The organism is Rhodobacter maritimus (assembly GCF_058747975.1).
Window position 1 is genome coordinate 2,851,761 of record NZ_CM179095.1, and the last position, 25,311, is coordinate 2,877,071.

At 67.1% G+C, this 25,311-nt stretch carries 25 protein-coding genes; 11 read left to right on the forward strand and 14 right to left on the reverse strand.

Features of this window, described 5'->3' with window-relative positions; translation table 11 throughout:
- Positions 1–5 precede the first annotated feature (5 nt).
- Together AC4PTO_RS14465 and AC4PTO_RS14470 are read right to left on the reverse strand one after the other, a co-directional pair.
- Positions 6–767 (reverse strand): EcsC family protein, encoded by a 762-nt coding sequence (locus AC4PTO_RS14465; RefSeq protein ID WP_492729626.1) that lies wholly within the window; start codon positions 765–767, stop codon positions 6–8.
- Between the two features lie 60 nt (positions 768–827).
- Positions 828–1,313 (reverse strand): GNAT family N-acetyltransferase, encoded by a 486-nt coding sequence (locus AC4PTO_RS14470; RefSeq protein WP_492729628.1) that lies wholly within the window; start codon positions 1,311–1,313, stop codon positions 828–830.
- Between the two features lie 73 nt (positions 1,314–1,386).
- Between AC4PTO_RS14470 and AC4PTO_RS14475 the strand changes: the two genes are divergently transcribed.
- Entirely contained in the window at positions 1,387–1,977 is a 591-nt protein-coding gene (locus AC4PTO_RS14475; protein WP_492729630.1) for a flavin reductase family protein, read from the forward strand.
- On the opposite strand, the gene AC4PTO_RS14480 is transcribed toward AC4PTO_RS14475, so the two are convergent.
- Positions 1,974–2,837 carry a DMT family transporter gene (locus tag AC4PTO_RS14480; protein ID WP_492729632.1) on the reverse strand — a complete coding sequence of 288 codons (864 nt, stop codon included), beginning with the start codon at positions 2,835–2,837 and terminating at the stop codon, positions 1,974–1,976. The two genes, AC4PTO_RS14475 and AC4PTO_RS14480, sit on opposite strands and share 4 nt — an antisense overlap.
- A gap of 138 nt (positions 2,838–2,975) precedes the next feature.
- Between AC4PTO_RS14480 and AC4PTO_RS14485 the strand changes: the two genes are divergently transcribed.
- Positions 2,976–3,848 carry an S-methyl-5'-thioadenosine phosphorylase gene (locus AC4PTO_RS14485; protein WP_492729634.1) on the forward strand — a complete coding sequence of 291 codons (873 nt, stop codon included), beginning with the start codon at positions 2,976–2,978 and terminating at the stop codon, positions 3,846–3,848.
- A gap of 13 nt (positions 3,849–3,861) precedes the next feature.
- The gene (locus tag AC4PTO_RS14490; RefSeq protein ID WP_492729636.1) at positions 3,862–4,392 is read left to right on the forward strand and encodes an adenine phosphoribosyltransferase; all 531 of its coding nucleotides are present in this window, start codon (positions 3,862–3,864) and stop codon (positions 4,390–4,392) included.
- Between the two features lie 132 nt (positions 4,393–4,524).
- Here the strand turns inward: AC4PTO_RS14490 and AC4PTO_RS14495 are convergent, their stop codons facing one another.
- From AC4PTO_RS14495 to coxB, 10 genes are all read right to left on the reverse strand, one after another.
- Positions 4,525–5,943 (reverse strand): FAD-binding oxidoreductase, encoded by a 1,419-nt coding sequence (locus AC4PTO_RS14495; protein ID WP_492729637.1) that lies wholly within the window; start codon positions 5,941–5,943, stop codon positions 4,525–4,527.
- A gap of 42 nt (positions 5,944–5,985) precedes the next feature.
- Positions 5,986–6,570, reverse strand: a complete 585-nt coding sequence (locus AC4PTO_RS14500) for a GNAT family N-acetyltransferase (protein ID WP_492729638.1) — start codon at positions 6,568–6,570, stop codon at positions 5,986–5,988.
- Positions 6,570–7,778 (reverse strand): M16 family metallopeptidase, encoded by a 1,209-nt coding sequence (locus AC4PTO_RS14505; protein WP_492733639.1) that lies wholly within the window; start codon positions 7,776–7,778, stop codon positions 6,570–6,572. The genes AC4PTO_RS14500 and AC4PTO_RS14505 overlap by 1 nt, the downstream gene beginning before the upstream one ends.
- Positions 7,779–7,825: 47 nt before the next feature.
- Positions 7,826–9,217, reverse strand: coding sequence for a threonine synthase (thrC, locus tag AC4PTO_RS14510; RefSeq protein ID WP_492729640.1), 1,392 nt, complete (start codon positions 9,215–9,217; stop codon positions 7,826–7,828).
- Between the two features lie 11 nt (positions 9,218–9,228).
- The gene (locus AC4PTO_RS14515; RefSeq protein ID WP_492729642.1) at positions 9,229–9,906 is read right to left on the reverse strand and encodes an SURF1 family protein; all 678 of its coding nucleotides are present in this window, start codon (positions 9,904–9,906) and stop codon (positions 9,229–9,231) included.
- Between the two features lie 68 nt (positions 9,907–9,974).
- The gene (locus tag AC4PTO_RS14520; protein ID WP_492729643.1) at positions 9,975–10,778 is read right to left on the reverse strand and encodes a cytochrome c oxidase subunit 3; all 804 of its coding nucleotides are present in this window, start codon (positions 10,776–10,778) and stop codon (positions 9,975–9,977) included.
- Between the two features lie 19 nt (positions 10,779–10,797).
- Positions 10,798–11,373: a cytochrome c oxidase assembly protein gene (locus AC4PTO_RS14525; protein WP_492729645.1), complete on the reverse strand. Its 576-nt coding sequence runs from the start codon at positions 11,371–11,373 to the stop codon at positions 10,798–10,800.
- On the reverse strand, positions 11,370–11,621 hold the full coding sequence (locus AC4PTO_RS14530) for a cytochrome c oxidase system small membrane protein (protein ID WP_492729647.1): 252 nt from the start codon (positions 11,619–11,621) through the stop codon (positions 11,370–11,372). The genes AC4PTO_RS14525 and AC4PTO_RS14530 overlap by 4 nt, the downstream gene beginning before the upstream one ends.
- A gap of 1 nt (position 11,622) precedes the next feature.
- The gene (gene cyoE, locus AC4PTO_RS14535; protein ID WP_492729649.1) at positions 11,623–12,555 is read right to left on the reverse strand and encodes a heme o synthase; all 933 of its coding nucleotides are present in this window, start codon (positions 12,553–12,555) and stop codon (positions 11,623–11,625) included.
- A gap of 55 nt (positions 12,556–12,610) precedes the next feature.
- On the reverse strand, positions 12,611–13,480 hold the full coding sequence (gene coxB, locus AC4PTO_RS14540; RefSeq protein ID WP_492729650.1) for a cytochrome c oxidase subunit II: 870 nt from the start codon (positions 13,478–13,480) through the stop codon (positions 12,611–12,613).
- A 177-nt stretch (positions 13,481–13,657) separates the two neighbouring features.
- Here coxB and tldD point away from each other — a divergent pair, with 177 nt between their 5' ends.
- From tldD to AC4PTO_RS14580, 8 genes are all read left to right on the forward strand, one after another.
- Positions 13,658–15,079, forward strand: a complete 1,422-nt coding sequence (gene tldD / locus AC4PTO_RS14545) for a metalloprotease TldD (RefSeq protein ID WP_492729651.1) — start codon at positions 13,658–13,660, stop codon at positions 15,077–15,079.
- A gap of 112 nt (positions 15,080–15,191) precedes the next feature.
- Positions 15,192–16,367 (forward strand): DNA-processing protein DprA, encoded by a 1,176-nt coding sequence (gene dprA / locus AC4PTO_RS14550; RefSeq protein ID WP_492729653.1) that lies wholly within the window; start codon positions 15,192–15,194, stop codon positions 16,365–16,367.
- 307 nt (positions 16,368–16,674) lie between these two features.
- Positions 16,675–19,260 (forward strand): type I DNA topoisomerase, encoded by a 2,586-nt coding sequence (topA, locus tag AC4PTO_RS14555; protein WP_492729655.1) that lies wholly within the window; start codon positions 16,675–16,677, stop codon positions 19,258–19,260.
- A 124-nt stretch (positions 19,261–19,384) separates the two neighbouring features.
- Positions 19,385–20,080, forward strand: coding sequence for a CoA transferase subunit A (locus AC4PTO_RS14560; protein WP_492729656.1), 696 nt, complete (start codon positions 19,385–19,387; stop codon positions 20,078–20,080).
- Between the two features lie 3 nt (positions 20,081–20,083).
- Entirely contained in the window at positions 20,084–20,713 is a 630-nt protein-coding gene (locus tag AC4PTO_RS14565) for a 3-oxoacid CoA-transferase subunit B (RefSeq protein WP_492729657.1), read from the forward strand.
- Positions 20,714–20,831: 118 nt separating this feature from the next.
- Entirely contained in the window at positions 20,832–21,818 is a 987-nt protein-coding gene (locus AC4PTO_RS14570; RefSeq protein ID WP_492729659.1) for a lysylphosphatidylglycerol synthase transmembrane domain-containing protein, read from the forward strand.
- Complete coding sequence (locus tag AC4PTO_RS14575; protein ID WP_492729661.1) at positions 21,815–23,122, forward strand: FAD-binding oxidoreductase; 1,308 nt, start codon at positions 21,815–21,817, stop codon at positions 23,120–23,122. The genes AC4PTO_RS14570 and AC4PTO_RS14575 overlap by 4 nt, the downstream gene beginning before the upstream one ends.
- Entirely contained in the window at positions 23,119–23,856 is a 738-nt protein-coding gene (locus tag AC4PTO_RS14580; RefSeq protein WP_492729663.1) for an SDR family NAD(P)-dependent oxidoreductase, read from the forward strand. The genes AC4PTO_RS14575 and AC4PTO_RS14580 overlap by 4 nt, the downstream gene beginning before the upstream one ends.
- 36 nt (positions 23,857–23,892) lie before the next feature.
- Here AC4PTO_RS14580 and AC4PTO_RS14585 read toward each other — a convergent pair whose 3' ends face one another.
- Positions 23,893–25,311, reverse strand: coding sequence for a UbiA family prenyltransferase (locus AC4PTO_RS14585; protein ID WP_492729665.1), 1,419 nt, complete (start codon positions 25,309–25,311; stop codon positions 23,893–23,895).

Here is a 25,311-nt window from a genome sequence, read left to right on the forward strand (position 1 = left end):
GCGCCCTAGCGCAGGATCCGCTGGCGCAGTTCCTCGCGCAGGTGTCCTTCGTCCTGACCGGCATCGCGCGCAAGGCGCTTCAGGCCGAAATGCACGCGCGCGATTTCCTGATAATAGCTGGTGAAGGTATAGTTGACCGCCGCCCCCGCCACGGCTCCCAGCACCGGCGCCGTCTGCGCCGCAAGCTTCTGGCCCAGCACCGCCGACAGCCTGGGCGCGACGCGCGCGATCAGGCCATTCACGCTTGCCCCGGTAATGGTGACGCGCGCGGTCAGAAAGCCCATATCCGTGCCGTCATCCTTGTCCAGCGGCCCGGCCGAGGCAAAGACCCGCAGGCATTCCACGCGCACCTCTTCCGAGGCCGGGTCGAACCCGTGTTCGGCGGCAATGCCCTGGATCGTGCGCAGCAGCATGGTGACGGTGAAGGGAAGCTCGGCCAGGGCCCCCGGCAGCCCGCTGAACCCGCCGGCCGCCCCCATCGCGGTTGTCAGCGCGCGGTTCATCCAGTCCTTCTGATCGGCCAGCACCCCGCGCGAGCGCCCCGCCGCGTCCATCGCGGTTTCCAGCGCGCGCGCCGTGGCCCCTTCCAGCCCGTCACGCACCGGCGCGGGCAGTTTCGCCATCAGGTTTTCGGCCGATCCGCCTATATAGGCCAACACCTGCATGCCCAGACCGCTTGCCCCGCGATGGCGCGCGGCAAGGGCGTCAAGCTCGGCCAGGACCTGCGGATCGGTCACCGGCAAAAGGATCTCGGGTTCGGCGGGCATGGTGCGGCGTCCTTCTGATCTGTCGAAAGGATATGGGAAGCCGCGCGGGGCTGCACCAGATCAGGGCGCGGCCTTTTTGACCTCGCCCCGCACGCCGTCCCATGCGCCGGGCACGAGTTCGATCCCCAGAACGCGGTCCGGGTTGGTCGGCGGCGGCATGATCACGCCGTCCAGCCGTTCGAAGCCGAAGCGCGCGTAATAAGGGGCGTCGCCCACCAGAAGCACCCGCTCCCATCCCAGGCGGCGGGCCTCGGCCAGGCTTTCATGGATCAGAAGGCCGCCCAGCCCCTCGCCCTGACGGGTGGGGTGCACCGCGACCGGGCCCAGCAGCAGAACGCGCTTGCCCCCGACCTGCACGGGCCAGTAACGGATCACCGCGCCCAGCACCCCGTCTTCGCGCAGGGTCAGGCACAGCCCGGCCACCTTCGGCACCCCCTCGCGCAGCCGGTAAGAGGAAAGCGCGGTCCGCCCCGGCGCGAAACAAAGGTCGTAAAGCGCCTCTACCTCCCACCAGTCGGCCTCGGTCTCTTCCTCAAGCTGATACATCCATCCCCCCGGAATCATCTGGAAACGCGGGTAGCATGTGGTTAGGTCATGGGCAAACAGCAAAGGAGCGCGCATGTTCTACCGCCCGTCCGACGGTCACGGCCTGCCCCATAATCCGTTCAACGCCATCGTGGCCCCGCGCCCCATCGGCTGGATCGCCACGCGCGGCGCGGCCGGCGACAACCTTGCGCCCTATTCCTTCTTCAACGCGACGGCCTATGTGCCGCCGCAGGTCATGTTCGCCTCGACCTCGGCCAAGCCCGACCGTGGCGAGACCAAGGACAGCGTGGCGCAGATCCGCGAAACCGGGGTGTTCTGCGTCAACCTTGTGGATTCGGCGCTGAAGGACGCGATGAACGCAAGCTCAGCCCCGCTGCCGGCGGGGGTAGACGAATTTCTGCATGCCGGTCTGGAAAAGGCCGAATGCGAAACGATCGCCTGCCCGCGCGTGGCCGCGGCCCCCGCCGCGCTCGAATGCCGGATGACGCAGATCATCCCGCTTCTGGGCGCGCATAATTTCCTTGTTCTGGCCGAGGTGACCGGCGTCCACATCCGCCCCGACTGCCTGCGCGAGGGGCGGTTTGCCCCGCCCGACAGGCTGTCGCGGCTTGGCTATCACGATTATGCCGCCATACGGGACACGTTCGAGATGACGCGCCCCTAGCCCTGCCGCGCCCGGCGCTGCCGCACAAGCGTATAGACGCCGCTTGCGATGATGATCGCGGCCCCGATCAGCGTGGCCGCGTCGGGGCGTTCGCCAAAGACCAGCACGCCCAGGATCAGTGCGAAGATCAGGCGCGTGTAGCGAAACGGCGTCACCACCGCGACCTCTCCGATCCGCATGGCCGCCGTCAGCCCCCAATAGGCCGCCACGCCGAAGGCCGAGGCCGCAAGAAGCTGACCGGCCGCGGCCGTCCCCGGAACGGCCGCCCCGCCGGTATAGGCCAGGATCGCCCCGCCCGTGGGGATCAGCATGGCGAAGCCATAGATCCCAAGCTGCATGTTCGACAGGACCGGCGGCGCCGCGCGGGTGGCCAGATCGCGCCCGGCAAAGCCCAACATCCCCATCACGGTGAAAAGTGCCGCGGGCACGAACCCCTCCATCCCCGGCCGCAACACGATCAGCACGCCGACGAACCCGATCAGGATCGCGCTCCAGCGCCGGGGGCCGACCTTTTCGCCAAAAAGAAGCGCCGCCCCCGCAACCACCACAAGCGGCGTGGCCTGAAGGATGGCCGAGGCATTGGACAGCGGCGTCAGCGCGATCCCCAGCGTATAGCCCAGGCGGCCCATCACCTCCATCACCGCCTTGACGATCATCGGCCGGCTGAGGACCGCCGGATGCACGATCCGCTGCCCGCGCATCCGGGTCAGCGCCATGAAGGCCAGCATGCCGCACAGGCCGAAGATCATCAGCACCTCGCCCACCGGAAGGCTTTGCGTCGCGCGCTTGATGAACATGTCCTCAAGCGCGAAACCCGCCATCGCGGCGACCATCAGCACCGAGCCCCGGATGTTCTCCAACTTGCGCGCCCTCCCTGCGGTCTGCCGCTTCTCTATAAGGCCAATGCGCGGGGGGTGACAGTGCGTCGTTCCGGGGGCTTTTCGCCGCCGCGATGCGGGCCTAAGCTGCGGCACGGCAAAGCTTTCGGGGGATCTGGCATGAACAGGATGATCGGCGTCATCGGCGGCTCGGGCGTCTATGAGATCGCGGGGCTGCGCGATGCCGCCTGGATCGGCGTGGACACCCCCTGGGGAGCGCCTTCGGACCAGGTGCTGAAGGGCATCCTGGACGGCATGCCCATCGCATTCCTGCCCCGCCACGGGCGCGGGCATGTCCACAGCCCCTCCAGCGTGCCCTACCGCGCCAATGTCGACGCGCTCAAGCGCCTTGGCGTGACGGATGTGATCGCCGTCTCGGCGGTCGGCTCGCTGCGCGAGGATCGGGCGCCGGGCGATTTCGTCATCGTCGACCAGTATGTTGACCGCACCTTCGCGCGCGAGAAATCCTTCTTCAGCCCCGGCCTTGTGGGCCATGTCAGCCTGGCCCATCCCACCTGTGCGCGGCTGTCGACGCATTGCGCCCTTGCCGCCGAAGGGGCCGGCGTCATCGTCCACCGGGGCGGCACCTATCTGGCGATGGAGGGGCCGCAATTCTCGACCCTTGCGGAAAGCCGGATGTATCGCGCATGGGGCTGCGACGTGATCGGCATGACAGGCATGCCCGAGGCCAAGCTCGTGCGCGAGGCCGAGATGTGCTACGCCTCGGTCGCCATGGTCACCGATTACGACTGCTGGCACCCCGATCACGATGCGGTCGATGTCGCCACCGTCATCAAGACCCTGACCGCCAATGCCGGCGCGGCGCGCAGCATGGTCGCGCGCCTGCCCGCGCTGCTGGCCGGCGACGTTCCGCCCTGCCCCTGCGGCTGCGACCGCGCGCTTGACGCCGCGATCATGACAGCCCCCGAGCGGCGCGACCCCGAGCTTCTTCAGCGGCTCGATGCCGTTGCCGGACGCGTTCTTTCCCCCTGACCCCGGAGCCTTGATGAAAACCGTCAAAGACTACATCCGCACCATCGCCGATTTCCCCCATGAAGGGATCATGTTCCGCGATGTGACCACGCTGTTCGCCGATGCGCGGGGCTTTCGCATGGCGATCGACCAGTTGCTGCACCCCTGGGCGGGCGAGCGGATCGACAAGGTGGTGGGCCTTGAGGCACGCGGCTTCATCCTGGGGGGCGCGATCGCGCATCAGCTTTCCAAGGGCTTCGTGCCGATCCGCAAGAAGGGCAAGCTGCCGGGCCAGACCATCAGCCAGAGCTACAAGCTGGAATATGGCGAGGCGATCATGGAAATCCACGAGGACGCCCTGCAACCCGGAGAGCGCGTCCTGATCGTCGACGACCTTCTGGCCACGGGGGGCACCTGCGAGGCCGGGATCAAGCTTGTCGAACGGCTGGGTGCGGAAATCGTCGGCTGTTCCTTCGTGGTGGACCTGCCCGAGCTGGGCGGGCGGCGCCTGCTGGAAAGCCTTGGGGTGCCGACGACGGTCCTGTGCGAATTCGACGGCGCCTGACCCGCCGGCCGCCGCTAACGCTTCGTCAACGCGAATCGCGCTAATCCGGCAGGGCCGTCCGGTTCGGCTGCTTGCAACATGTGAACCGAAGGCGCCGCGCCCTGCCGTTCCCCTCGGCGGGGCGCCTTTCGCCTATGGCGCGGCGCGCAGCACCGCACCGGGATTCATGATCCCCGCCGGATCGAGCGCATCTTTGATCGCCCGCATCACCGCCAGCTTGGTGGGATCGCCGTATCGCTCCAGATCGGGCACCTTCATGCGCCCCACCCCATGCTCGGCCGAGACCGAGCCGCCAAGCGCATCGACGATCTCGTGCACGCACTCCTTGATGCGGCCCCGCGCGCCTTCATATTCCGCGCGGCTGCGGCCGGGAACGGGGAAGACGTTGTAATGCAGATTGCCGTCACCGACATGGCCAAAGCAGTTGATGCGGAACGTCCCCAGTGCCGCAAGGGCGGCATCGGCACGCGCGATGAACTCCGGCAGGGCCGAAAGCGGCACCGAAATGTCGTGGCTGGAGATTGCGCCAATCCGGCGGTTCGCCTCGGGCAGGCTTTCGCGCAGGGCCCAGAAACCGGCGCGCTGCGCCCCGCTTTGCGCGATCACCCCGTCAAGGACCAGCCCGGCCTCCTGCCCTGCCTCGAACAGCCCCGAAAGGGCGGCCTCGGGGTCGATCCCCTCGGGCAGGCCAACCTCGACCAGCACCATCCATGCGGGGCGTTCGGCAAAGGGCTGGCGCAATTCGGGGCCGACCTCGTCAAGAAACAAAAGCCCCTGCCGCGCGATCAGCTCGAACGCCGAGACGCAGCCCGCCAGGCGCGCCTCGGCCATAGCCAGAAGCGCGAGCGCCTCGGCCGGGCCGGGCACGACCAGCATCGCCGTGCCGGTCGCGGCGGGGGGCGCATGAAGCCGCAGGGCGGCGGCGGTGATGATGCCAAGCGTGCCTTCGGCCCCGATCAGAAGATCCTTCAGATCGTAACCGGTATTGTCCTTGCGCAGCCGCTTCAGCCCGTGAAGCACGCGCCCGTCGGGCAGAACCGCCTCGAGCCCGAGGCACAGATCGCGCGCATTGCCATAGCGCAGCACGTTGACGCCCCCGGCATTGGTCGACAGGCAGCCGCCGATCCGCGCGCTGCCCTGACTGGCCAGCGACAGCGGGAAAAGCCGGCCCGCGGCCCCGGCAGCCTCCTGCACCTGTTGCAGGGTCGCGCCGGCCTCGACGATCAGCACGTTGCCCGCCGGATCGCAGGCCCGGACTGCCGCCATCCGCTCGGTCGACAGGATCACGCAGGGCGGGCTGTCCGCGGCGATCTGGCCACCGACCAGCCCCGTGCCACCGCCATAAGGCACGATGCCGACCCGTGCCGCCGCACAGGCACGGACCACGGCGGCCACCTCGTCGGTCGCGCGAGGCCGGACAAGAAGGCCGCCCCCGGCGCGGTAGCGGCCGCGCAGCTCTTCAAGGTAGCGCGGCGCGGGAACCTCGGCCGAAAGCCCCGGAACGGCGCGGCGCAGCTTTTGCGCGAATGTCTCGTCGGCAGGGTTCAGCATGGATTTTTCGCCCCTTTCGTCCGGGTCCGGGCACGGGCCGGATCAGCAGATATCGGTCCGCCCCCGGCGGTCGCCGCGCAGGTTGGCGTAAAGCACATGGTTGCGCCAGCGGCCGTTGATCTGAAGATAGCTTTGCGCGACGCCTTCGTATTTGAAGCCCGACTTTTCCAGCACCCCGCGCGAGGCGGCGTTTTCGGGCAGGCAGGCGGCCTCGATCCGGCTCAGGTCCAGAACGGTGAAGGCGTAATGCGTCAGGGCGCGGATCGCCTCGCGCATATAGCCCTCGCGGGCGTGGCGCGCGCCGACCCAATAGCCCAGGGTGCCGGCCTGGGCCGGGCCGCGCCGGATATTGTCCAGCGTGATCGCGCCAAGCAACACGTCGTCTTCCCGCCGGATCAGGAACAGCGGCAGCGCCGTGCCCGCGCTTTCCGCCCGCGCCGCCCAGTAGACCCGGTTCGAGAACGCCTTGCGCGCCAGATGGTCCGGCGACCAGGACGGCTCCCACGGGGTGAGGAAGGCGCGGCTTTCCTCGCGCAGGGCCGACCAGGCGCGATAATCGCCATGCACCGGAAGCCGCAGCGTCAGACGCTCGGTCTCGATCCGGGGCTTGCGGCGGCGCGTCAGCATCAGTGCGCAAGCCGCCCGCAAAGCGCATCCAGCGCAGGCGCGGCCCCCACCGGCCCGTAAAGCGCAAGGGCCGCGCGGTTCGATCCTGCGATGCGGGCGGCATAGTCGCAAACCGCCGCGCGGCTGACCGCGTCGATCTTTTCGGTGACCTCTTCCAGACCGGGCACGCGGCCCCAGATCGAAAGGTTACGCGCCATGCGTTCGGCCCGCGACGAGGGGCTTTCCAGCCCCATCAGCATGCCCGCCTTCATCTGCGCCCGCGCGCGGGCCACCTCGGCTTCGGACATGTCCTCGGCGGCGCGTTTCAGCTCGTCAATCGTCAGCTCGCACAGCGCACCGATCTCTTCGGCCGAGGTGCCGGCATAGATCGTCAGCATGCCGGTATCGTCATAGGCCCCGGCCTGCGCAAAGATCGAATAGCAAAGCCCACGCTCCTCGCGGATCTTCTGGAACAGGCGCGAGGACATGCCCCCGCCCATCGCCGTAGTATAGACCTGCGCGGTGTAGATATCGGGGTCGCGGTAGCCGGGCCCCTCGAAGGCAAGCGCGAAGTGGACCTGCTCCAGATCCTTGATCTCGCGCCGCTCGCGGCCCATCCATTGCGCGCCCTCGGCCTTGCGGTTTCCGACGGGGGCAAGCGCGCCGAAAAGCGCCTCGGCCTGTTTCACGATCGCATCGTGATCGACCGCGCCGGCGGCCGACAGGATCATCCGGTCGGGGCCGTAATGTTCTGCCACGAACCCCGCCAGATCCGCCCGCCCGAAGGCCGAGACCCGCTCGGCCGGGCCCAGGATCGTGCGCCCCATCGCCTGATCGGGATAGGCCGCCTCTTGCAGCCAGTCGAAGATGATATCGTCGGGCGTGTCCAGCGCCTGCCCGATCTCTTGCAGGATCACATGCCGCTCGACCTCGATCTCGCGCGGGTCGAACACGGGATTGAGCACGATATCCGCGATCACATCAAGCGCGCGCGCGACATCGCCGCCCAGCACCCGCGCGTAATAGGCCGTCATCTCGCGCGAGGTATAGGCGTTGATATAGCCGCCAACATCCTCGATCTCTTCGGCGATACGCAGCGCGCTGCGCGTGCGGGTGCCCTTGAAGGCCATATGTTCAAGGAAATGCGCGATGCCGTTCTGCTCTGCCCGCTCATGGCGCCCGCCCGCCGTGACCCAGATCCCGACCGAGGCCGAGGCAAGGCCCGGCATGTTCTCGGTCACGATGCGCAGGCCATTGGGAAGCGTGGTCAGTTCGATCAATTGCGGCGCCTTTCAAGGATCAGGGTTTCCAGCGCGGCCAGATCGTTGGGCACGCGGGTCACGCGTTCGGGCCGGTTGAAAAGATCGGCCATACGGGCAGGCAGGGGCGGGCGGATCCCGGTTGCCGCCTCGACCGCATCGGGAAATTTCGCGGGATGCGCCGTGGCCAGCGTGACCATGGGCACGGGCGGGCGCAGATGCGCATGGCCCACGCGCACGCCCACCGCCGAATGCGGGCACAGCAGCTCGCCCGAACGGATGCGCTCTTCGGCAATCGTCGCGCTGGTCTCTTCCTCCGAGACGCGCCCCGAGGCGTAGATTTCGCGCAGGGCCTGAAGCGCGCCCTGGCTGACCGAAAAGCCGCCATTGGCCTTCATCTCGTCCATCAGCTGTGCCACCGCAGCGCCATCCCGGTCATAGGCCCAGAACAGCGCGCGTTCGAAATTCGAGCTGATCTGGATATCCATCGAAGGGCTGATCGAGGGGGTCACACCGCCCATCTCATAGCGGCCGGAGGTCAGGCAGCGGTGCAGGATGTCGTTCTGGTTCGTGGCGATCACCAGCTGCCCGATCGGCAGGCCCATCTGGCGCGCGATGAACCCTGCGAAGATGTCTCCGAAATTGCCCGTGGGCACGGTGAAGTCGATCTTGCGCGCGGGGGCGCCAAGGCTGACCGCGGCGGTGAAGTAATAAACGACCTGCGCCAGCACCCGTGCCCAGTTGATGCTGTTCACACCGGCAAGGCCCACCTCGTCGCGGAACGCGAAATGGTTGAACATGTCTTTCAGCCGCGCCTGGCAATCGTCGAAATCGCCATCGAGGGCAAGGGCGTGGACGTTCTCCTCGGCCGGCGTCGTCATCTGGCGGCGCTGCACCTCGGACACCCGCCCATGCGGAAAGAGGATGAACACATCCACATTGTCGAGCCCCCTGAATGCCTCGATCGCGGCCGATCCGGTATCGCCCGAGGTCGCGCCCACGATGGTGATGCGCCGCCCTTCCTTCGCAAGCGCGATCTGGAACAGCTGACCGATCACCTGCATGGCGAAATCCTTGAAGGCCAGCGTCGGGCCGTGGAACAGCTCCAGCAGGAAATGGCCCGGCGCAAGCTGCACCAGGGGCGCGCGCGCGACATGGGCAAAGCCCGCATAGGCGCGCGCGATGGCGCCCTGCAACTCGGCCTCGGTGAAGGTGTCGCCCACGAAGGGCCTCATCACGCGAAAGGCCACCTCTTCATAGGAAAGCCCGGCAAGGGCCGCGATCTCTTCGGCGGTGAAGGCCGGAACCGTCTCGGGCACATAAAGCCCGCCATCACGGGCAAGGCCGGTCAGCATCGCCTCGCCGAAATTCAGAACCGGTGCCTGCCCGCGGGTAGAGATATAGCGCATCAAACCGCCTTTCAGATTTCCTTCCGCCTGATACGCCACAGAAGGAACGCTGTCATCCCCGACCATACCGCAGCCAGCGAAAACCATGTGATTGCGTAATTCAGGTGATCGTTCGGGATTCCGGTCACGGTGATCGGCTGGGGCGCGATACCGGGCAATGCCCCCTCGACCCGCGCGGCCACGACCAGCACCGGCTCGGTCTTCAGGAATTCGGCGATCGAGGGCACGTCGCGCGCGAACCACAGCCGCGCGGCGGGATCGGGGGCGGGGGTGTAGCTGTCGGCCTCGTCGGGCCAGTGCAGGTTGCCCTGCACGATCATCGGCGCGGCGGGGCGCGGGTCGTTCTTTCGCGCCTCGGGCAGAAAGCCCAGATCCACCAGGACGCGCCGCCCCTCGCCCGTCTCGAAGGCCGAGATCACCTGATAGCCGGCGCCCACACCCTTCTGCCCCGACAGGACCAGGACATCCTCGCCCGTGCTGGCCCCGGCCAGGATGACGGGGGTGTATTTCAGCGGGGCCGTCGGCGTGCCCCTTGGCGAAAGCTCCTGCGTGGGGCCACCGATCTGGGCGGTGATTTCGGCCAGCATCGCCTCTTTCCAGTCCAGCCGCCGCAACTGCCAGAACCCGAGGCTGAGAAGGATCGCCACCCCGACAAGGCCAAGCAGAAGCGGAAAGATGTAACGGCGCATGCGGGTCCTCGTAACGAAAAGCGCGGGGGTCGCCCCCCGCGCAAGCGCATTGCGATGGCTGGAGGCGCTTAGGCGCTGCCCCAGATATAGATCGAAGCGAAGAGGAACAGCCAGACCACATCGACGAAGTGCCAATACCAGGCCGCCGCCTCGAAGCCGACATGCTGCTCGGGCGTGAAATGCCCCTTCAGGACGCGAATCAGGCAGACCAGCAGGAAGATCGTGCCGACGATGACGTGGAAGCCGTGGAAGCCCGTCGCCATGAAGAAGTTGGCGCCATAGATGTTTCCGGCGAAGCCGAAGGCGGCGTGGCTGTATTCATAGGCCTGAAGCGCGGTGAAGCAGGCGCCCAGAATGACCGTCAGGATCAGCCCGTTGATGACATCCCGGCGGTTGTTCTCGTGCACCAGCGCGTGGTGCGCCCAGGTCAGCGTGACGCCCGACAGCAACAGGATCAGCGTGTTGATCAGCGGCAGGTGCCAAGGGTCGAAAGTCTCGATCCCCGCGGGCGGCCAGACCCCGTCGATCAGGGGCGAACCCTCGGTCATCGGATACATGGCGTGCTTGAAGAAGCTCCAGAACCAGGCCGAGAAGAACATCACCTCGGACATGATGAACAGGATGAAGCCGTAGCGCAAGCCGATGCGGACCACCGGGGTATGATCGCCGGTCTGCCCCTCGTGCACGACATCGGACCACCAGCCGAACATGCAGTAAAGCACCAGCGCCAGACCGATGAAGAAGATCCAGGGCGTCACATCGCCCATCCACATGACCGCGCCGAACAGCATGACAAAAGCCCCCAGCGCGCTGAGCAGCGGCCAGATCGAGGGCGGGAGGATGTGATAATCGTGGTTTTTCGCGTGCGCCATTTCGGTTTCCTGTTGGGCCTCAGTTGACGGTCGCCTTCACAGCGGGCGCCAGAGCCGCCTGCTGTTCGGGCAATTCGGTTTCATAGAAGGTATAGGACAGCGTGATGTAGCGGATGCCGCCGGCATCGCGGTCCTTGACCAGTTCGGGGTCGACATAGAAGGACACGGGCATCTCGACCCGCTCGCCGGGTTGCAACACCTGCTCGGTGAAGCAAAAGCACTGGATCTTGTCGAAGTAATAGCCCGCGATATCGGGGGCCACGTTGTAGCTTGCGGTTCCGGCGACGACGCGATCCGAGGGGTTGTAGGCCTCGTAGAAGGCAAGCCCGGTTTCGCCGATGCGCAGCGTCATCTCGCGCTGCATCGGCTTGAACTGCCAGGGCATGTCCTTGGCCACGTTGGCATCGAAGCGCACGGTCACCATTTCGTCCAGGATCACGTCGGACCCGGCCTCGGCGACATTCGTGGTGCCTCCATATCCGGTGACGCGGCAGAACCAGTCGTAGAACGGCACCGCCGCCCAGGCGAGGGCCCCCATCACCACCACAAGGCCCAGAAGGCGGAACGCGACGCGATTGTTGGATTGGGCGCTCATTGCGACGCCTCTTGCGCGATCGGTGCGCCCGGCGCGATCACGGGGGCCGCGGGGCGGTTCACCGGCTCGGTCGCGGGGGTCAGCGATACGCGGGGCTGGTGGTCGAACGCCTCCATCGAGTGGCCGCTCTGGACCTTGACGATGGTCAGCCCGAAAACCAGCACGGCAAAGGCCACAAGGACAAGCCCAAGGCCCAGGTTGCGGCCGAAACGGCGGTGATGCAGGTCGCTGTCGCGCGTGATCGCCATCCTACCAGCCCCCAAGACCAAAGGCCCGCAGCGCCGATTCAGCCAGCAGCGCCGTGAAATGGGCGAAAAGGTAAAGCAGCGAGAACCGGAACAGGGCCTTCTCGGCACGGTATCCGTCTGCCTCGGCCGCCGCCTCGTCACGGGCGCGGATACGCCATGCGCCGCGGATGAACAGCGCGTTCAGCACCAGCGAAGCGGCCAGATAGACCGGCCCGCCGATCGCGGTGAAGGCCGTGCCCACCGCCACGGGCGCCAGGATCAGCGTGTAGGCGAAGATATGGCTGCGCGTCACCTTGCGGCCATGCGTCACCGTCAGCATCGGCACGCCGGCCTTGGAGTAATCCTCTTTCATGAACAACGCGAGCGACCAGAAATGCGGCGGCGTCCACAGGAAGATGATGAGGAACATCGCCACCGATTCGACGCTGATCCCGCCCGTTGCCACGGCCCAGCCGATCATCGGGGGGAAGGCCCCCGCCGCCCCGCCGATCACGATGTTCTGCGGGGTCGAGCGTTTCAGCCAGACCGTATAGACCACGGCGTAGAAAAAGATCGTGAAGGCCAGGAAAAGGCCTGCGAACACATTCGCCGCAAGCGCCAGCATCAGGCACGAGATCCCCGCAAGGGCAAGGCCGAAGCCAAGCGCCTCGCCTTCGGTGATACGGCCCGCCGGGATCGGGCGGCCCTGCGTGCGGCGCATCACGCGGTCGATATCGGCGTCATACCACATGTTCAGCGCGCCCGAGGCCCCGCCGCCAAGCGCGATGAAGAGAACCGCCGAGAAGGTGACGAAGGGATGCACCGGAACGGGCGCGACCAGCAGGCCGACCAGCGCGGTGAAGACCACAAGCGACATCACGCGCGGCTTCAACAGCGCGACATAATCGCCGAATTGCGCCTCGCCTCCGCGGTCGAGAAGTCCAATATCGCTCATGCCGCCCTCCCTTCGGGCAACGCAGGGCGCACCGTCCAGGGTGCGCCGCGCGCCATCACTTCGACGCGACCTTGACGGACGGCGTATCCCCCTCGACCGCCGCGAAATCGTTCTTTGCGCGGGCCAGCCAGTCGGCATAGACCTCTTCCGAGACGACCTTGACGACGATCGGCATATAGGCATGCGCCTGGCCGCAAAGCTCAGAGCACTGGCCGAAATAGACGCCTTCCTTGTCGGCGTTGAACCACAGCTGCGCGATGCGGCCCGGCACGCCGTCCTGCTTCACGGCGAAGGCGGGGATCGTCCAGGAATGGATCACGTCGGCCGCGGTGACCTGCACCACGATGGTCTTGTTGACCGGCACCACCACGGCATTGTCGGCCGCAAGAAGATATTCGTCCTCGGCATAGCCATGTGCGGCCAGATCCTCTTTCGGAAGCAGAAGCGCGTCGAAGGCAACGCCTTCGTCGGGATATTCGTAGCCCCAATACCACTGGTAGCCGGTCGCCTTGATGGTGATGTCGGCCTGCGGGATTTCCTGCTGCTTCCACAGCGTGGGCAGCGAAAACGCCCCGATGACGATCAGGATCATGATCGGGATCAGGGTCCAGGCGATCTCGAGCGGGGTGTTGTGAGTGAAACGGGCCGGGGTCGGGTTCACGCGGCGGTTGAAACGCAGGATCGCAAAGATCAGCAGGCCGACGACGAAGATGGTGATCGCGGTGATGATGTAAAGCACCATACCGTCCAGCCATTGCTGGTCATGGGCCAGCTCGCTTGCGGCCGGCTGGAAGTTGACGCCCTTGTCATGCGGCTTGCCGATCACCGGCAGCCCCGTGATCATGTCCTGGGCATGGACCGCCCCGGAAAGAATGGTCGAGGTGATTGCGGCCGCAAGGCCGTAGCGAATGGTCGCAAAACGCATAGTATTTTCCCGTTCCCTTACGCGGCTCTCCCTGCCGCTGCACCGGGCCTGGCGCGTCCCTTCGCCCTGCCCGGTTGTATGCGCCCATTTTAAAATCATATTAGTAGCCGAGCGACAAGCAAAAGCTGCGGCGCCTCGCCGCTTTTGATCCAGATCAATGACATAAGGAACTCTCGCATGACTGCCGAACGTTTCGCCCCCTTCGAGACGATGCTGGATCAGGACGGCGCGCTGCGCATCCTGCGCGATGCGACCGATGGCGCCGAGGATGGCGAGCTGTTCCTGGAACGGCGCCGCTCGGAGGCGCTGGTCTTCGACGACGGCCGGGTGAAGACGGCCAGCTACGACGCCTCGGAAGGGCTGGGGCTGCGCGCGGTGAAGGGCGAGGTCGCGGGCTATGCCCATTCGACCGAGATTTCCGAGGCCGCGCTGCGCCGCGCGGCCGAAACCGCGCGCCTTGCGGTGGGCGATGGCGGGGGCGTTCTGGCGCCGCCGCCCGCCGGGACCAACCGTCATCTTTATGGCGATGCCGATCCGATGGCGGATGCGCCTTTCGCGGGAAAGCTCGATATCCTGCGCGAGATCGACGCCTATGCCCGCGCGCTTGATCCGCGGGTGGTTCAGGTTTCGGCCTCGATGGCGGCCAGCCTGCAAGAGGTGTTCATCCTGCGCCCCGAAGGCGGGCTGGTCTCGGACATCCGGCCGATGGCGCGGCTCAATGTCTCGGTGATCGTGGAAGAGAACGGCCGGCGCGAATCGGGCGGGCATGGCGGCGGCGGGCGGCACGGCCTTGCCGGGCTGCTGGACCCCGCGCATTGGAAGGGCGTCACGCAGGAGGCGCTGCGAATCGCGCTGGTGAACCTGCGCGCCGAGCCCGCGCCCGCAGGCCGGATGGATGTGGTTCTGGGGCCGGGCTGGCCGGGCGTGCTGCTGCACGAGGCGGTGGGCCACGGGCTCGAGGGGGATTTCAACCGCAAGAAAACCTCGGCCTTCGCGGGGCTGATGGGCCAGCAGGTGGCCGCGCGCGGCGTCACCGTTCTGGACGATGGCACGATCCCCGACCGGCGCGGCTCGATCTCGGTCGATGACGAGGGCACGCCCTCGGGGCGCAACGTGCTGATCGAGGACGGCATCCTTGTCGGCTTCATGCAGGACCGCCAGAACGCGCGCCTGATGGGCGTGGCCCCCACCGGAAACGGGCGGCGCGAAAGCTATGCCCATATCCCGATGCCGCGCATGACCAACACCTACATGCTGGGCGGCGATGCCGATCCGGGCGCGATTCTGGCGGATCTGAAGGACGGGATCTATGCGGTCGGCTTCGGCGGCGGTCAGGTGGACATCACCAACGGCAAGTTCGTCTTTTCCTGCACCGAGGCCTATCGGGTGAGAAACGGCGTCGTGGGCGCCCCGGTCAAGGGCGCCACGCTGATCGGCGACGGCCCCACCGCCATGCGCCAGATCCGCGCGATCGGCAACGACATGGCGCTTGATCCGGGCATCGGGAATTGCGGCAAGGCCGGGCAATGGGTGCCCGTGGGCGTGGGGCAGCCCACGCTGATGATCGGCGGGCTGACGGTGGGCGGATCTGCCGCCTGACAGGGCGGGATTCGATCGGATTTTGGGAAAACTTTTCGGAAGCGGGGAAATCTAAACCTCTTGTTAACGATGCGGGCGCTAGAGAGGACGGGCGACTGAGGCGGAGGACCGGATGAAAGCAGACCTGTTTTCTTACCCAATCCCCGACACCCCACACACCCCGGAAGAAGACGACCTGTCGGTTCTTCGCCTCATTCGCTCGCGCCGGGTGGGGCCGGCCACCTATCACCGCCTGATCGGAGAATACGGATCGGCGCGCGCCGCGCTTGCGGCGCTGCCCGAAATCGCGCGGGCCTCCGGCGTCAGGGACTACACCCCCTGCCCCGAAGGCGTGGCGATGGTCGAGATGAAGGCCGCGCGGCGGGCGGGCGCGCGGCTTCTGCGCTTTGGAACGCCGGCCTATCCGGCGGCCCTGGCCGGGATTTCGGATGCGCCGCCCCTTTTGTGGACGCTTGGCGATCCGGGCCTTGCGGCGCGGCCGATGATCGCGCTTGTGGGGGCGCGCAATGCCTCGTCGCTTGGGCTGCGCATGGCGCGGCGGTTGGCGCAGGACATGGCGGCGGCAGGGTTCGTGGTGGTTTCGGGGCTTGCGCGCGGGATCGACACGGCGGCCCACAAGGCCGCCCTTGAAGGCGGCACGATCGCGGCCCTGGCCGGGGGGGTCGATGTGATCTACCCGTCCGAAAATGCGGGGCTTGCCGCCGATATCGCGCAAGGCGGGCTGCTCTTGTCGGAACAACCCATGGGCTGCCAGCCGCAGGCCCGGCATTTTCCGTTGCGCAACCGGCTGATCGCGGGGCTTGCCCGCGCCGTCGTTGTGGTCGAGGCCGCGGCGGGCTCGGGCAGCCTGATCACGGCCCGCATCGCCCTTGATCAGGGGCGCGAGGTGTTGTCCGTGCCGGGCCATCCGCTGGATGCACGGGCCGCGGGCTGCAACGCGCTGATCCGCGACGGGGCCGTGCTGGTGCGCGGCATCGACGACATCCTGAGCGCGCTTGGCACAGAGGGCATCACCGAGGGCATCGCAGCGCCGGAACGCCCCCGGCGCCAGCCCGCCGCCCCACGCGCAGCGCAGCCCGCGGCCGCGCCGCCCGCCCCCACCCTTCCCCCCGACGCGCTGCGCACAGGGATTCTCGACCGTCTGGGTCCAAGCCCCGTGGCCGAGGATCAGTTGATCCGCGATCTTCGCACCACGCCCGCGCGGCTGGCCCCGGTGCTGCTGGCACTGGAATTCGACGGCATCGTGCAGCGCCAGCCGGGGGGCATGATCGCGCTTGCGGTCGGCTAGACGGCAAGGCCCGGCGCGCCCGGCATCCATGCGGCACGGGGCCGCGTGGCATCCCGCAGATCGGCCCGCGGCGCAGGGCCCCGTTCGGGCGCCTTGCATGCAGCGGCGGGCCCGTTGCCCGCAGGCCCCGAACGCCGCCCGCCCCCCGAATCCCCGGACCGCCGGCCCCCTGCCCGCCCTGCGCATCCCAAGCGCCCGATCTCCGCCGGTGGCCCCGCCCCTTTGCCATGCCGCATTGACATTCCCCTGTCATGCCCCACATGTTCCGCGCCCAAAGCGCACTGCACGAGTGATGAAAGAGGACCGTATGGCCGTAGTCGTTGTCGAATCGCCCGCCAAGGCCAAGACGATCAACAAATATCTGGGGTCGGGTTACACGGTTCTGGCGTCTTTCGGGCATGTGCGCGACCTGCCGCCCAAGGATGGCTCGGTCGATCCCGATGCGGAATTCGCCATGAAATGGGAAGTGGCGAGCGACAGCAAGAAACATATCCGCGCCATCACGGATGCGCTCAAAAGCGATGACGAGCTGATCCTTGCCACCGACCCCGACCGCGAGGGCGAGGCGATCTCGTGGCACCTGCAAGAGGCGCTTGCCGCCAAGCTCAAGCAGAAGAAGGTCAGCCGCGTCACCTTCAACGCGATCACCAAGCCCGCGATCCTCGAGGCGATGAAACATCCCCGGCAGGTCGACACGGCGCTGGTCGAGGCCTATCTGGCGCGCCGCGCGCTGGATTACCTGGTGGGGTTCAACCTGTCGCCGGTTCTGTGGCGCAAGCTTCCAGGCGCGAAATCGGCCGGGCGGGTGCAGTCGGTCTGCCTGCGCCTGATCGTCGAGCGCGAGATGGAGATCGAGGCCTTCAAGGCGCGCGAATACTGGACGGTGACGGCCACCCTCGTGACGCCGCGGGGCCAGGAATATACCGCGCGCCTGACGGTTCTGGGCGGCAAGAAGCTGGAAAAGTTCGATCTGGCCAACGAAACGGCGGCCGAGCTTGCGGTGCAGGCCGTCACCTCGCGCGCGATGACCGTCAGGTCGGTAGAGGCGAAGCCTGCAACCCGCAACCCCTACCCGCCCTTCATGACCTCGACCCTGCAACAGGAGGCCAGCCGCAAGTTCGGCATGGGCGCCAAGGCCTGCATGTCGACCGCGCAGCGGCTGTATGAGGCGGGCTACATCACCTATATGCGGACCGACGGCATCGACATGGCCCCCGAGGCCGTGATGGCCGCGCGTGACGAGATCAAGCGCCGCTTCGGCGACAATTACGTCCCCGCCAGCCCGCGCATGTACAAGAACAAGGCCAAGAACGCGCAGGAAGCGCATGAATGCATCCGTCCGACCGACATGGCCCAGTCGCCCGAGCGGCTCAAGCTCGCCGATGATCAGCGCAAGCTTTACGATCTGATCTGGAAACGCACGCTGGCCAGCCAGATGGCCGCTGCGGTGATGGAGCGCACGGTGGTCGATATCGGCTCGGATGACGGGCAGGTCGAGCTGCGCGCCACCGGCCAGGTGGTGACCTTCGACGGCTTCCTCAAGATCTACGACCAGGGCCGCGACGACGACGAGGGCGAGGACGGCGCGCGCCTGCCGCAGATCATGCAGGGCGAGGCCGCCGACAAGCGCGCCATCGTGCCCGAGCAGCATTTCACCCAGCCGCCCCCGCGCTATACCGAGGCCACGCTGGTCAAGCGCATGGAAGAGCTGGGCATCGGGCGGCCCTCGACCTATGCCTCGATCGTGACGACGATCCAGGACCGCGGCTATGTTCGCAAGGACAAGAACCGGCTGATGCCGGAAGATACCGGGCGGCTGGTGACGGCCTTCCTGAGCAATTATTTCCGCCGCTATGTGGAATATGATTTCACCGCCGACCTTGAGGACCAGCTTGACGACATCTCGGCCGGGGATCGTGACTACAAGGACGTTCTCGCCCGTTTCTGGCGCGATTTCTCGGCCGCGCTTGGCGAAACGGCCGATCTGCGGATCGGCGAGGTGCTTGAGAAGATCGACGAGGTGCTGGCCCCGCATCTTTATCCGCCGCGCGCCGACGGGGGCGATCCGCGGGTCTGCCCGGTCTGCGGGGCGGGGCGGCTGAACCTAAAGACGGCGCGTTCGGGCGGGGCCTTCATCGGCTGCTCGAACTATCCCGAATGCCGCTATACCCGCCCGCTTTCGGCCCCCGACGGCGACGAGGCGGCGCAGGCGCTGGACGGCACGGTTCTGGGCCAGGAAGACGGGCAGGACATCACCCTGAGGATCGGCCGTTTCGGCCCCTATGTCCAGAAAGGCGAGCCGAGCGAAGAGGCCCCCAAGCCGCCCCGCGCCTCGCTTCCCAAGGGCTGGTCGCCCGAAAGCATGGACCTTGAGCGCGCGCTGAAGCTGCTGCACCTGCCGCGCGAGATCGGCCCCCATCCCGAGGATGGCGAGATGGTCGAGGCCGCGATCGGACGCTATGGCCCCTATGTGAAGCACGGGCGCGTCTACGCAAACCTGCCCGATGCCGAAGAGGTCTTCACCATCGGCATGAACCGCGCGGTCGAGGTGCTGGCCCAGAAGGCCGCGCGCGGCCCCGGCCGGGGGGCGGCCGCGCAACCGCTCAAGGACCTGGGCGAGCATCCCGATGGCGGTCCGGTGCAGGTGATGCCGGGGCGCTATGGCCCCTATGTCAAATGGGGCAAGATCAACGCGACGCTTCCCAAGGACCTTGACCCCGAGGCCGTGACGCTGGACGCGGCCCTGCCGCTGCTTGCCGCCAAGGCCGCGAAAGGGGGCAAGAAGGCCGCCCCGCGCAAGAAGGCGGCGGCAAAGGCGCCGGCCAAGAAGGCCCCTGCGAAAAAGCCCGCGGCAAGGAAAACGGCGGCAAAAAAGGCCTCCGGCACGGACTGAGCGCCACAAGACACCGGCAGGGGGGACTGTTTGCGCGAACAGCCCCCGCGCTGCGGCGCGGCGATTGACTTGGCCGCGCGGGCAGGTCACAAATCCTCCTCGACAGCAAGTGGGGGAGCGATCCATGAACAAGATCCGTGCGACTGCGGCCGAGGCCCTTGACGGCCTGCTGCACGATGGCATGACCATGGCCGCCGGGGGCTTTGGCCTTTGCGGCATACCCGAGCTTTTGATCGAGGCGATCAAGCAGGCCGGCACCAGGGACATCACGATCGCCTCGAACAACTGCGGCGTGGACGATTTCGGCCTGGGCGTTCTGCTGAAGACCAAGCAGATCAAGAAGATGATCTCTTCCTATGTCGGCGAGAACGCGGAATTCATGCGCCAGTATCTGTCGGGCGAGCTGGAGCTGGAATTCAACCCCCAGGGCACGCTGGCCGAACGGATGCGCGCGGGCGGCGCGGGCATTCCGGGCTTTTACACCAAGACGGGCGTCGGCACGGTCATCGCGGACGGCAAGGACCACAAGGATTTCAACGGCGAGACCTATATTCTTGAAACCGGCCTCGTGATGGATCTGGCGATCGTGAAGGCCTGGAAGGCCGACACCAGCGGCAACCTCGTCTTCCGCAAGACGGCGCGCAATTTCAACGTTCCCGCGGCGACCTGCGGGCGGGTCTGCGTGGCCGAGGTCGAAGAGATCGTCCCCGTCGGCAGCCTCGATCCCGATTGCATCCACCTGCCGGGGATCTATGTGCACCGCCTGATCCAGGGCCAGCACGAGAAACGCATCGAACAACGCACCACGCGGGAGGCCTGAGACATGCCCTGGGACCGTAATCAGATGGCCGCCCGTGCGGCCAAGGAACTCAAGGACGGAATGTATGTCAATCTGGGCATCGGCATTCCCACCCTCGTGGCGAATTTCATCCCCGAAGGGATGAGCGTCACCCTGCAATCGGAAAACGGCATGCTGGGCATCGGCCCCTTCCCGACCGAGGATCAGGTCGATGCCGATCTGATCAATGCCGGCAAGCAGACCATCACCGAGCTGCCCCATTCGGCCTATTTCGACAGTGCCACCAGCTTTGCCATGATCCGCGGCGGCAAGATCGCCATGGCGATCCTGGGCGCGATGGAAGTGGCCGAAAACGGCGATCTGGCGAACTGGATGATCCCGGGCAAGCTGGTCAAGGGCATGGGCGGCGCGATGGACCTTGTCGCCGGCGTCAAGCGCGTGGTGGTGGTGATGGATCACACCAACAAGGCCGGCGAATCCAAGGTGCTGCACGAATGCACCCTGCCGCTGACCGGCAAGGGCGTGGTCGACCGCATCATCACCAATCTGGGCGTTCTGGACGTGGTGCCGGGCGGCCTGAAGATCGTCGAGGTGGCCGATGGCGTGACCGAGGCCGAGTTGCGCGCCGCGACCGAGGCGACGATCGTCGACTGATCGCAGCCCAAGCTGCCGCCGCGGCCCCTGACGGGGCCGCGACATGTGTTTTCCGGGCTGCCTTCCGGATTGAAACGGCTTCACATTGCTGCCCCATTCGGGCGCTACACCCCGGCCGATGATGAGTATGAATGTGCCCTCCAGCCCCCCTGCCCGCCGCCGCCTGCGCGACCGGCTGTTCGTGCTTGGCCTGCTGGCGCTGGTCGGTGCCGGGCTGATCGGGCTTGCCTCGGCCACCGGCTGGGAGGAAACATGGGCGCAACTGTCGCGGCTGTCGCTGATCCAGATCGGCGGGCTGCTGGCGCTTTCGCTGGTGAATTACCTGCTGCGTTCCTGGCGTTGGCACATGCTGGCCGGGCGCCTTGGCCTGCCGACGGCATTTTTGCAGAACATGCGCCACTATCTGGGCGGCTTCGCCATGAGCGTGACCCCCGGCCGCGTGGGCGAGTTGGTGCGCATGCGCTGGTTGCGGCGCGAGACCGGCTGGGCGGTGGAACGCACGGCCCCGCTGGTGCTGATGGATCGCGCAGGCGATCTGGCGGCGATGGCGATGATCCTCGGGCTTGCGGTCTCGCTTGCGGCGGGGGGGATCGCGGGGGCGCTTCCAGTCACGCTTCTGGCGCTTGGGGCGGCGGTCGTCGTCACCCGGCCGCGCCTTCTGTCGGCCGTCATCACGCTCAGCTACCGCGCCACGGGCCGCTTCAAGCGCCTGTTCGGCCGCGCGCGGGGCGCCGCGCGCCTGCTGCAACGCTTTTCGCATGGCCCCACGATGCTGGCCGTGCTGGGCCTTGGCCTGATCGGCTGGATGGCCGAGGGCTATGCCTTCCACCTGCTCCTGGTCTGGCTTGGGGCCGATATCGGGCTGTGGAAGGCCGTGGCGATCTTCGTCTTCTCGACGCTGGCCGGCGGGCTGACCGGGGCGCCCGGCGGTCTGGGCGGGGCCGAGGCCGCGATGGTCGCGCTTCTTTCGCTGGACGGGGTGCCGCTTGAGGTTTCGGTGCCGGCCACGGCGGTGATCCGCCTGACGACGCTGTGGTTCGCCATCGCGATCGGCCTTGCCGTCTTTCCCTTTGCAGAACGCAAGTCTCTTGAAGGTCTCGCATGAACTGGAAAACCACTGAATACGCAGGCTGGGGGCGCGCGCTGAAAGCGGCGGGCGAACTGGCCCGCCCCGAGCGCCAGGGCACCCTGCGCCAGCTGTCGGCCGAGGCCGCGGCCCCCGCCATCGGCATGCGCCGCAGCTATGGCGATGCCGCGCTGAACAATGGCGGCCGCGCGATCGACATGACGCGGCTTGACCGGCTGTTGTCCTTCGACCCGGAGACCGGCCTTCTTGAGGTCGAGGCCGGCGCCCGCATCGGAGAGATCGCCGAGGCCTTCGCACCGCAGGGCTGGCTGCCCGCCGTGATGCCCGGCACCGGCTTTGCCACGGTCGGCGGCTGCATCGCGCAGGATGTGCACGGCAAGAACCACCATCATGTCGGGTCCTTCGGCCAGCACGTCACCGCGCTGAGCCTGCTGCAACAGGGGCGCGAGGTGCGGGTCAAGCCCGGAACGCCGCTGTTCAGGGCCACGGTCGGCGGGTTGGGCCAGACCGGCATCATCACCCGCGCCACCTTGCAGCTTATCGCGTGCAAGGGCGATGTGATGATGGTGACCGAACGCCGCGCCGAAAACTGGGACGAGCATATCGCCCTGCTCGACGCCTCGGAGGCGAGCTATACGGTCGGCTGGATCGATGCCACCGCGACCGGCCGGCATCTGGGCCGCGGCATCGTCGAAGAGGGCGAAACCGGCGCCGGGCTGGTCAGGAAACGGCTGAAATTCCGCAAGGTGCCGTTCGACGCGCCCAATTTCGCGCTGTCCTCGCCCATCGTGCGGGCCTTCAACGCGGCCTATTATCGCCGGGTGCCCGCCCGCGGGCGCACCCTGGTCAAGCCGATCGGGGATTTCTTCTTCCCGCTCGACAAGATCCATGACTGGAACCGCCTTTACGGCAAGCGCGGCTTTCATCAGTTCCAGTGCGTCGTGCCGCTTGCCGCCGCATCCGAACTGCGCGCCATGCTTGACGAGATCGCGGGCTCGGGCTTGGCCTCGCCGCTTGCGGTGCTCAAGCGCATGGGGCCGGGGCGCGCGGGCCATCTGTCCTTCCCGATGGAGGGCTACACCCTGGCCGTCGATTTCCCCAACCGGCAGGGCGCGCGCGCGCTGATCCGGCATCTGGAGCGGCTGACCGCCGATGCCGCGGGGCGGCTTTACTTCGCCAAGGACAGCCTTGCGCGCGGCGAGGATATCCGCGCCATGTATCCCGAACTTTCCGACTGGCAGGCCGAGGTGGCCAAGGCCGATCCCGACGCAGCGCTGGAAACCGATCTGGTGCGCCGCCTGAACCTGAGGACCGCGCAATGAACACGACATGGATCATTCTGGGCGCGACCTCGTCCATGGCGCGGGCCTTCGCGCGCAAGCTTGCCGCGCAGGGGGCGGGCGTTCTGCTGGCCGGGCGCGACATGAAAGAGCTTGAGGCGCTTGCCGCCGATTGCCGCCTGCGCGGCGCGCGCCTGTCCGAGGCGCTGAGCTTCGATGCCCGCAAGCCGCAGGGCAATGCCGCCCTGATCGACCGGCTGGAGCGCGAAGAGGGCGAGCTGAACGCCGCGGTCTTCGTGGGCTCGATGCCCGAGCAATCGGCCATCGACGCCGACCCGCTGCTGATCGGCGGCGTGATGGCCGACAGCTTCACGGGCCCCGCCGATTTCCTGCAACGCCTTACCCCCCTTCTCGAGGCGCGCGGCGGCGGCACGGTTGTAGGGGTGGGCTCGGTCGCGGGGGATCGCGGGCGGCTTGGAAACTATGTCTATGGCGCCGCGAAGGCGGGCTTTGCGACCTATCTGTCGGGCCTGCGCAACCGCCTGACGCGGGCCGGCGGGCATGTGGTGACGGTGAAGCCCGGCTTCGTCGATACCGCGATGACATGGGGCCTGCCGGGGCTGTTCCTCGTCGCCTCGCCCGAGGCGGTGGCCGATGACATCCTGTCCGCCGTGCGCAAGCGGCGCAACACGATCTACACGCCGTTCTTCTGGCGCTACATCATGCTGATCATCCGCTCGATCCCCGAACCGATCTTCAAGAAGATGAAGATCTGACAGCGGCCTCGCGGCCGCGCCCCGGCGCGCCGCGGGTCATCCGCCGAACCACTGCGCCCAAAGTCCCGCCGCCCAGAACATCAGGCTGAGCGTGATCATCAGCAGCCCCAGCCCGAACTTGTCGCGCAGCGCAAAGACGATCGGGTCGTAATCCTGCTTGCCGAACCAGCCCAGCATCACCATACGCACCAGCCACCATCCGATCGGGATCAGCGCCACCCACATGAGCCATGTGTCGGGATAAAGCTCTCGTCCCTGCTCCGAGATGGAGTAGAGGAAGAAGATCAGCAGCGCCCCGAACACCCCAAGCCCCGCGACATTGAGAAGATCGCCCCGATCCGCGCGCCCGTAGCCCCGGCCCGGCAACCGCTCGTCCGAGCTGGCCAGCGTCAGCTCGGTCAGGCGTTTGACGCAGCCAAGCGCCACGAAGACCGGGAAGATGAAGATCAGCATGTAGACCGAGACGGAAACCGCGCCCGCGGCCGCGCCGGCAACCACCCTGATCGTGTAAAGCGCCGCCAGCGTTGCGATATCCACCCATCGCATCCGCTTGAGCTTCAGCGAATAGGCCAGCGAGGTCAGCATGTAGAGCGCCACGATCCCGAAGAAGGCGGCATTGAGCGCGGCGGCGATGCCAAGCGCCATGACGACCAGCACAAGGAAGGCCAGCATGCCCGCCCTGATCGGCGCCGCGCCGCTGGCGAAGGGGCGGCGGTTCTTGGTCGGGTGCAGCCGGTCGGCCTCGAGGTCGAGAAGATCGTTGATGATATAGATCGACGAGGCCGCCGCCGAAAACGCCACGATGCCGAACAGGATCGGCACCAGCGTCGCCACGTCGAAGCGATGCGCCGCGATCATCGGCAGCAGCAGCAGGATGTTCTTCACCCATTGATGCGGGCGCAGCGCCTTCCAAAGGGCGCGCCACGGCCAGCCGCCGCCAAGCTGGACGACGTTGCGCCCCTGCTCTGCCAGGCGGCTTGCCCCGGCCACATCGCCCAGCACAAGTGCATTCTCGGCCTGCTCCCAGACGGCAAGGTCCGCCTTGTGGCTGCCGGCATAGTCAAAGCCGCGCTTGCCCAGATCGTGCACCAGCGCGCCGGCCCGCGCCTTACCGTTCTCGGACAGGAACATCCGCTCCGACATGCCGTAATGCCCGGCCAGCCCGGCCACCATCGCGGCATCCGCGTCCGAAGCAAAGATGACCTCGCGCCCCGCGGTCTGGGATTTCAAGGCCAGTTCGGCCACTTCTGGGTTCACCGGCAGAAGATCAAGCCGCAACTGCGCGATCCGGCCCAGTTCCGCCTTCAGCCCGGTGCGGTCGCGCAGCCCCCTGGCAAGGCACCCCAGCGTGGCCAGTGGATCGCGCGCCAGGGCCGCCCAGAAGGATTCGAGCGTCAGATCGGTGCGCAGAAAGGTGCCGTCGACATCCAGAACAAGAGGCTTCAGTTCGCCCAT

What these genes read in the sequence shown, in the direction of transcription:
- thrC (WP_492729640.1), bottom strand. Translation starts at nt 9,217, where the DNA reads ATGCGCTATATCTCTACCCGCGGGCAGGCACCGGTTCTGAATTTCGGC.
- AC4PTO_RS14565 (WP_492729657.1), top strand. Translation starts at nt 20,084, where the DNA reads ATGCCCTGGGACCGTAATCAGATGGCCGCCCGTGCGGCCAAGGAACTC.
- AC4PTO_RS14500 (WP_492729638.1), bottom strand. Translation starts at nt 6,570, where the DNA reads ATGCTGACGCGCCGCCGCAAGCCCCGGATCGAGACCGAGCGTCTGACG.
- AC4PTO_RS14475 (WP_492729630.1), top strand. Translation starts at nt 1,387, where the DNA reads ATGTTCTACCGCCCGTCCGACGGTCACGGCCTGCCCCATAATCCGTTC.
- coxB (WP_492729650.1), bottom strand. Translation starts at nt 13,480, where the DNA reads ATGCGTTTTGCGACCATTCGCTACGGCCTTGCGGCCGCAATCACCTCG.
- AC4PTO_RS14470 (WP_492729628.1), bottom strand. Translation starts at nt 1,313, where the DNA reads ATGTATCAGCTTGAGGAAGAGACCGAGGCCGACTGGTGGGAGGTAGAG.
- cyoE (WP_492729649.1), bottom strand. Translation starts at nt 12,555, where the DNA reads ATGAGCGATATTGGACTTCTCGACCGCGGAGGCGAGGCGCAATTCGGC.
- AC4PTO_RS14580 (WP_492729663.1), top strand. Translation starts at nt 23,119, where the DNA reads ATGAACACGACATGGATCATTCTGGGCGCGACCTCGTCCATGGCGCGG.
- AC4PTO_RS14465 (WP_492729626.1), bottom strand. Translation starts at nt 767, where the DNA reads ATGCCCGCCGAACCCGAGATCCTTTTGCCGGTGACCGATCCGCAGGTC.
- tldD (WP_492729651.1), top strand. Translation starts at nt 13,658, where the DNA reads ATGACTGCCGAACGTTTCGCCCCCTTCGAGACGATGCTGGATCAGGAC.
- AC4PTO_RS14515 (WP_492729642.1), bottom strand. Translation starts at nt 9,906, where the DNA reads ATGCGCCGTTACATCTTTCCGCTTCTGCTTGGCCTTGTCGGGGTGGCG.
- AC4PTO_RS14495 (WP_492729637.1), bottom strand. Translation starts at nt 5,943, where the DNA reads ATGCTGAACCCTGCCGACGAGACATTCGCGCAAAAGCTGCGCCGCGCC.
- AC4PTO_RS14575 (WP_492729661.1), top strand. Translation starts at nt 21,815, where the DNA reads ATGAACTGGAAAACCACTGAATACGCAGGCTGGGGGCGCGCGCTGAAA.
- AC4PTO_RS14505 (WP_492733639.1), bottom strand. Translation starts at nt 7,778, where the DNA reads ATGCCGGGCCTTGCCTCGGCCTCGGTCGGGATCTGGGTCACGGCGGGC.
- AC4PTO_RS14490 (WP_492729636.1), top strand. Translation starts at nt 3,862, where the DNA reads ATGAAAACCGTCAAAGACTACATCCGCACCATCGCCGATTTCCCCCAT.
- dprA (WP_492729653.1), top strand. Translation starts at nt 15,192, where the DNA reads ATGAAAGCAGACCTGTTTTCTTACCCAATCCCCGACACCCCACACACC.
- AC4PTO_RS14520 (WP_492729643.1), bottom strand. Translation starts at nt 10,778, where the DNA reads ATGGCGCACGCGAAAAACCACGATTATCACATCCTCCCGCCCTCGATC.
- AC4PTO_RS14570 (WP_492729659.1), top strand. Translation starts at nt 20,832, where the DNA reads ATGATGAGTATGAATGTGCCCTCCAGCCCCCCTGCCCGCCGCCGCCTG.
- topA (WP_492729655.1), top strand. Translation starts at nt 16,675, where the DNA reads ATGGCCGTAGTCGTTGTCGAATCGCCCGCCAAGGCCAAGACGATCAAC.
- AC4PTO_RS14530 (WP_492729647.1), bottom strand. Translation starts at nt 11,621, where the DNA reads ATGGCGATCACGCGCGACAGCGACCTGCATCACCGCCGTTTCGGCCGC.
- AC4PTO_RS14560 (WP_492729656.1), top strand. Translation starts at nt 19,385, where the DNA reads ATGAACAAGATCCGTGCGACTGCGGCCGAGGCCCTTGACGGCCTGCTG.
- AC4PTO_RS14585 (WP_492729665.1), bottom strand. Translation starts at nt 25,311, where the DNA reads ATGGGCGAACTGAAGCCTCTTGTTCTGGATGTCGACGGCACCTTTCTG.
- AC4PTO_RS14485 (WP_492729634.1), top strand. Translation starts at nt 2,976, where the DNA reads ATGAACAGGATGATCGGCGTCATCGGCGGCTCGGGCGTCTATGAGATC.
- AC4PTO_RS14525 (WP_492729645.1), bottom strand. Translation starts at nt 11,373, where the DNA reads ATGAGCGCCCAATCCAACAATCGCGTCGCGTTCCGCCTTCTGGGCCTT.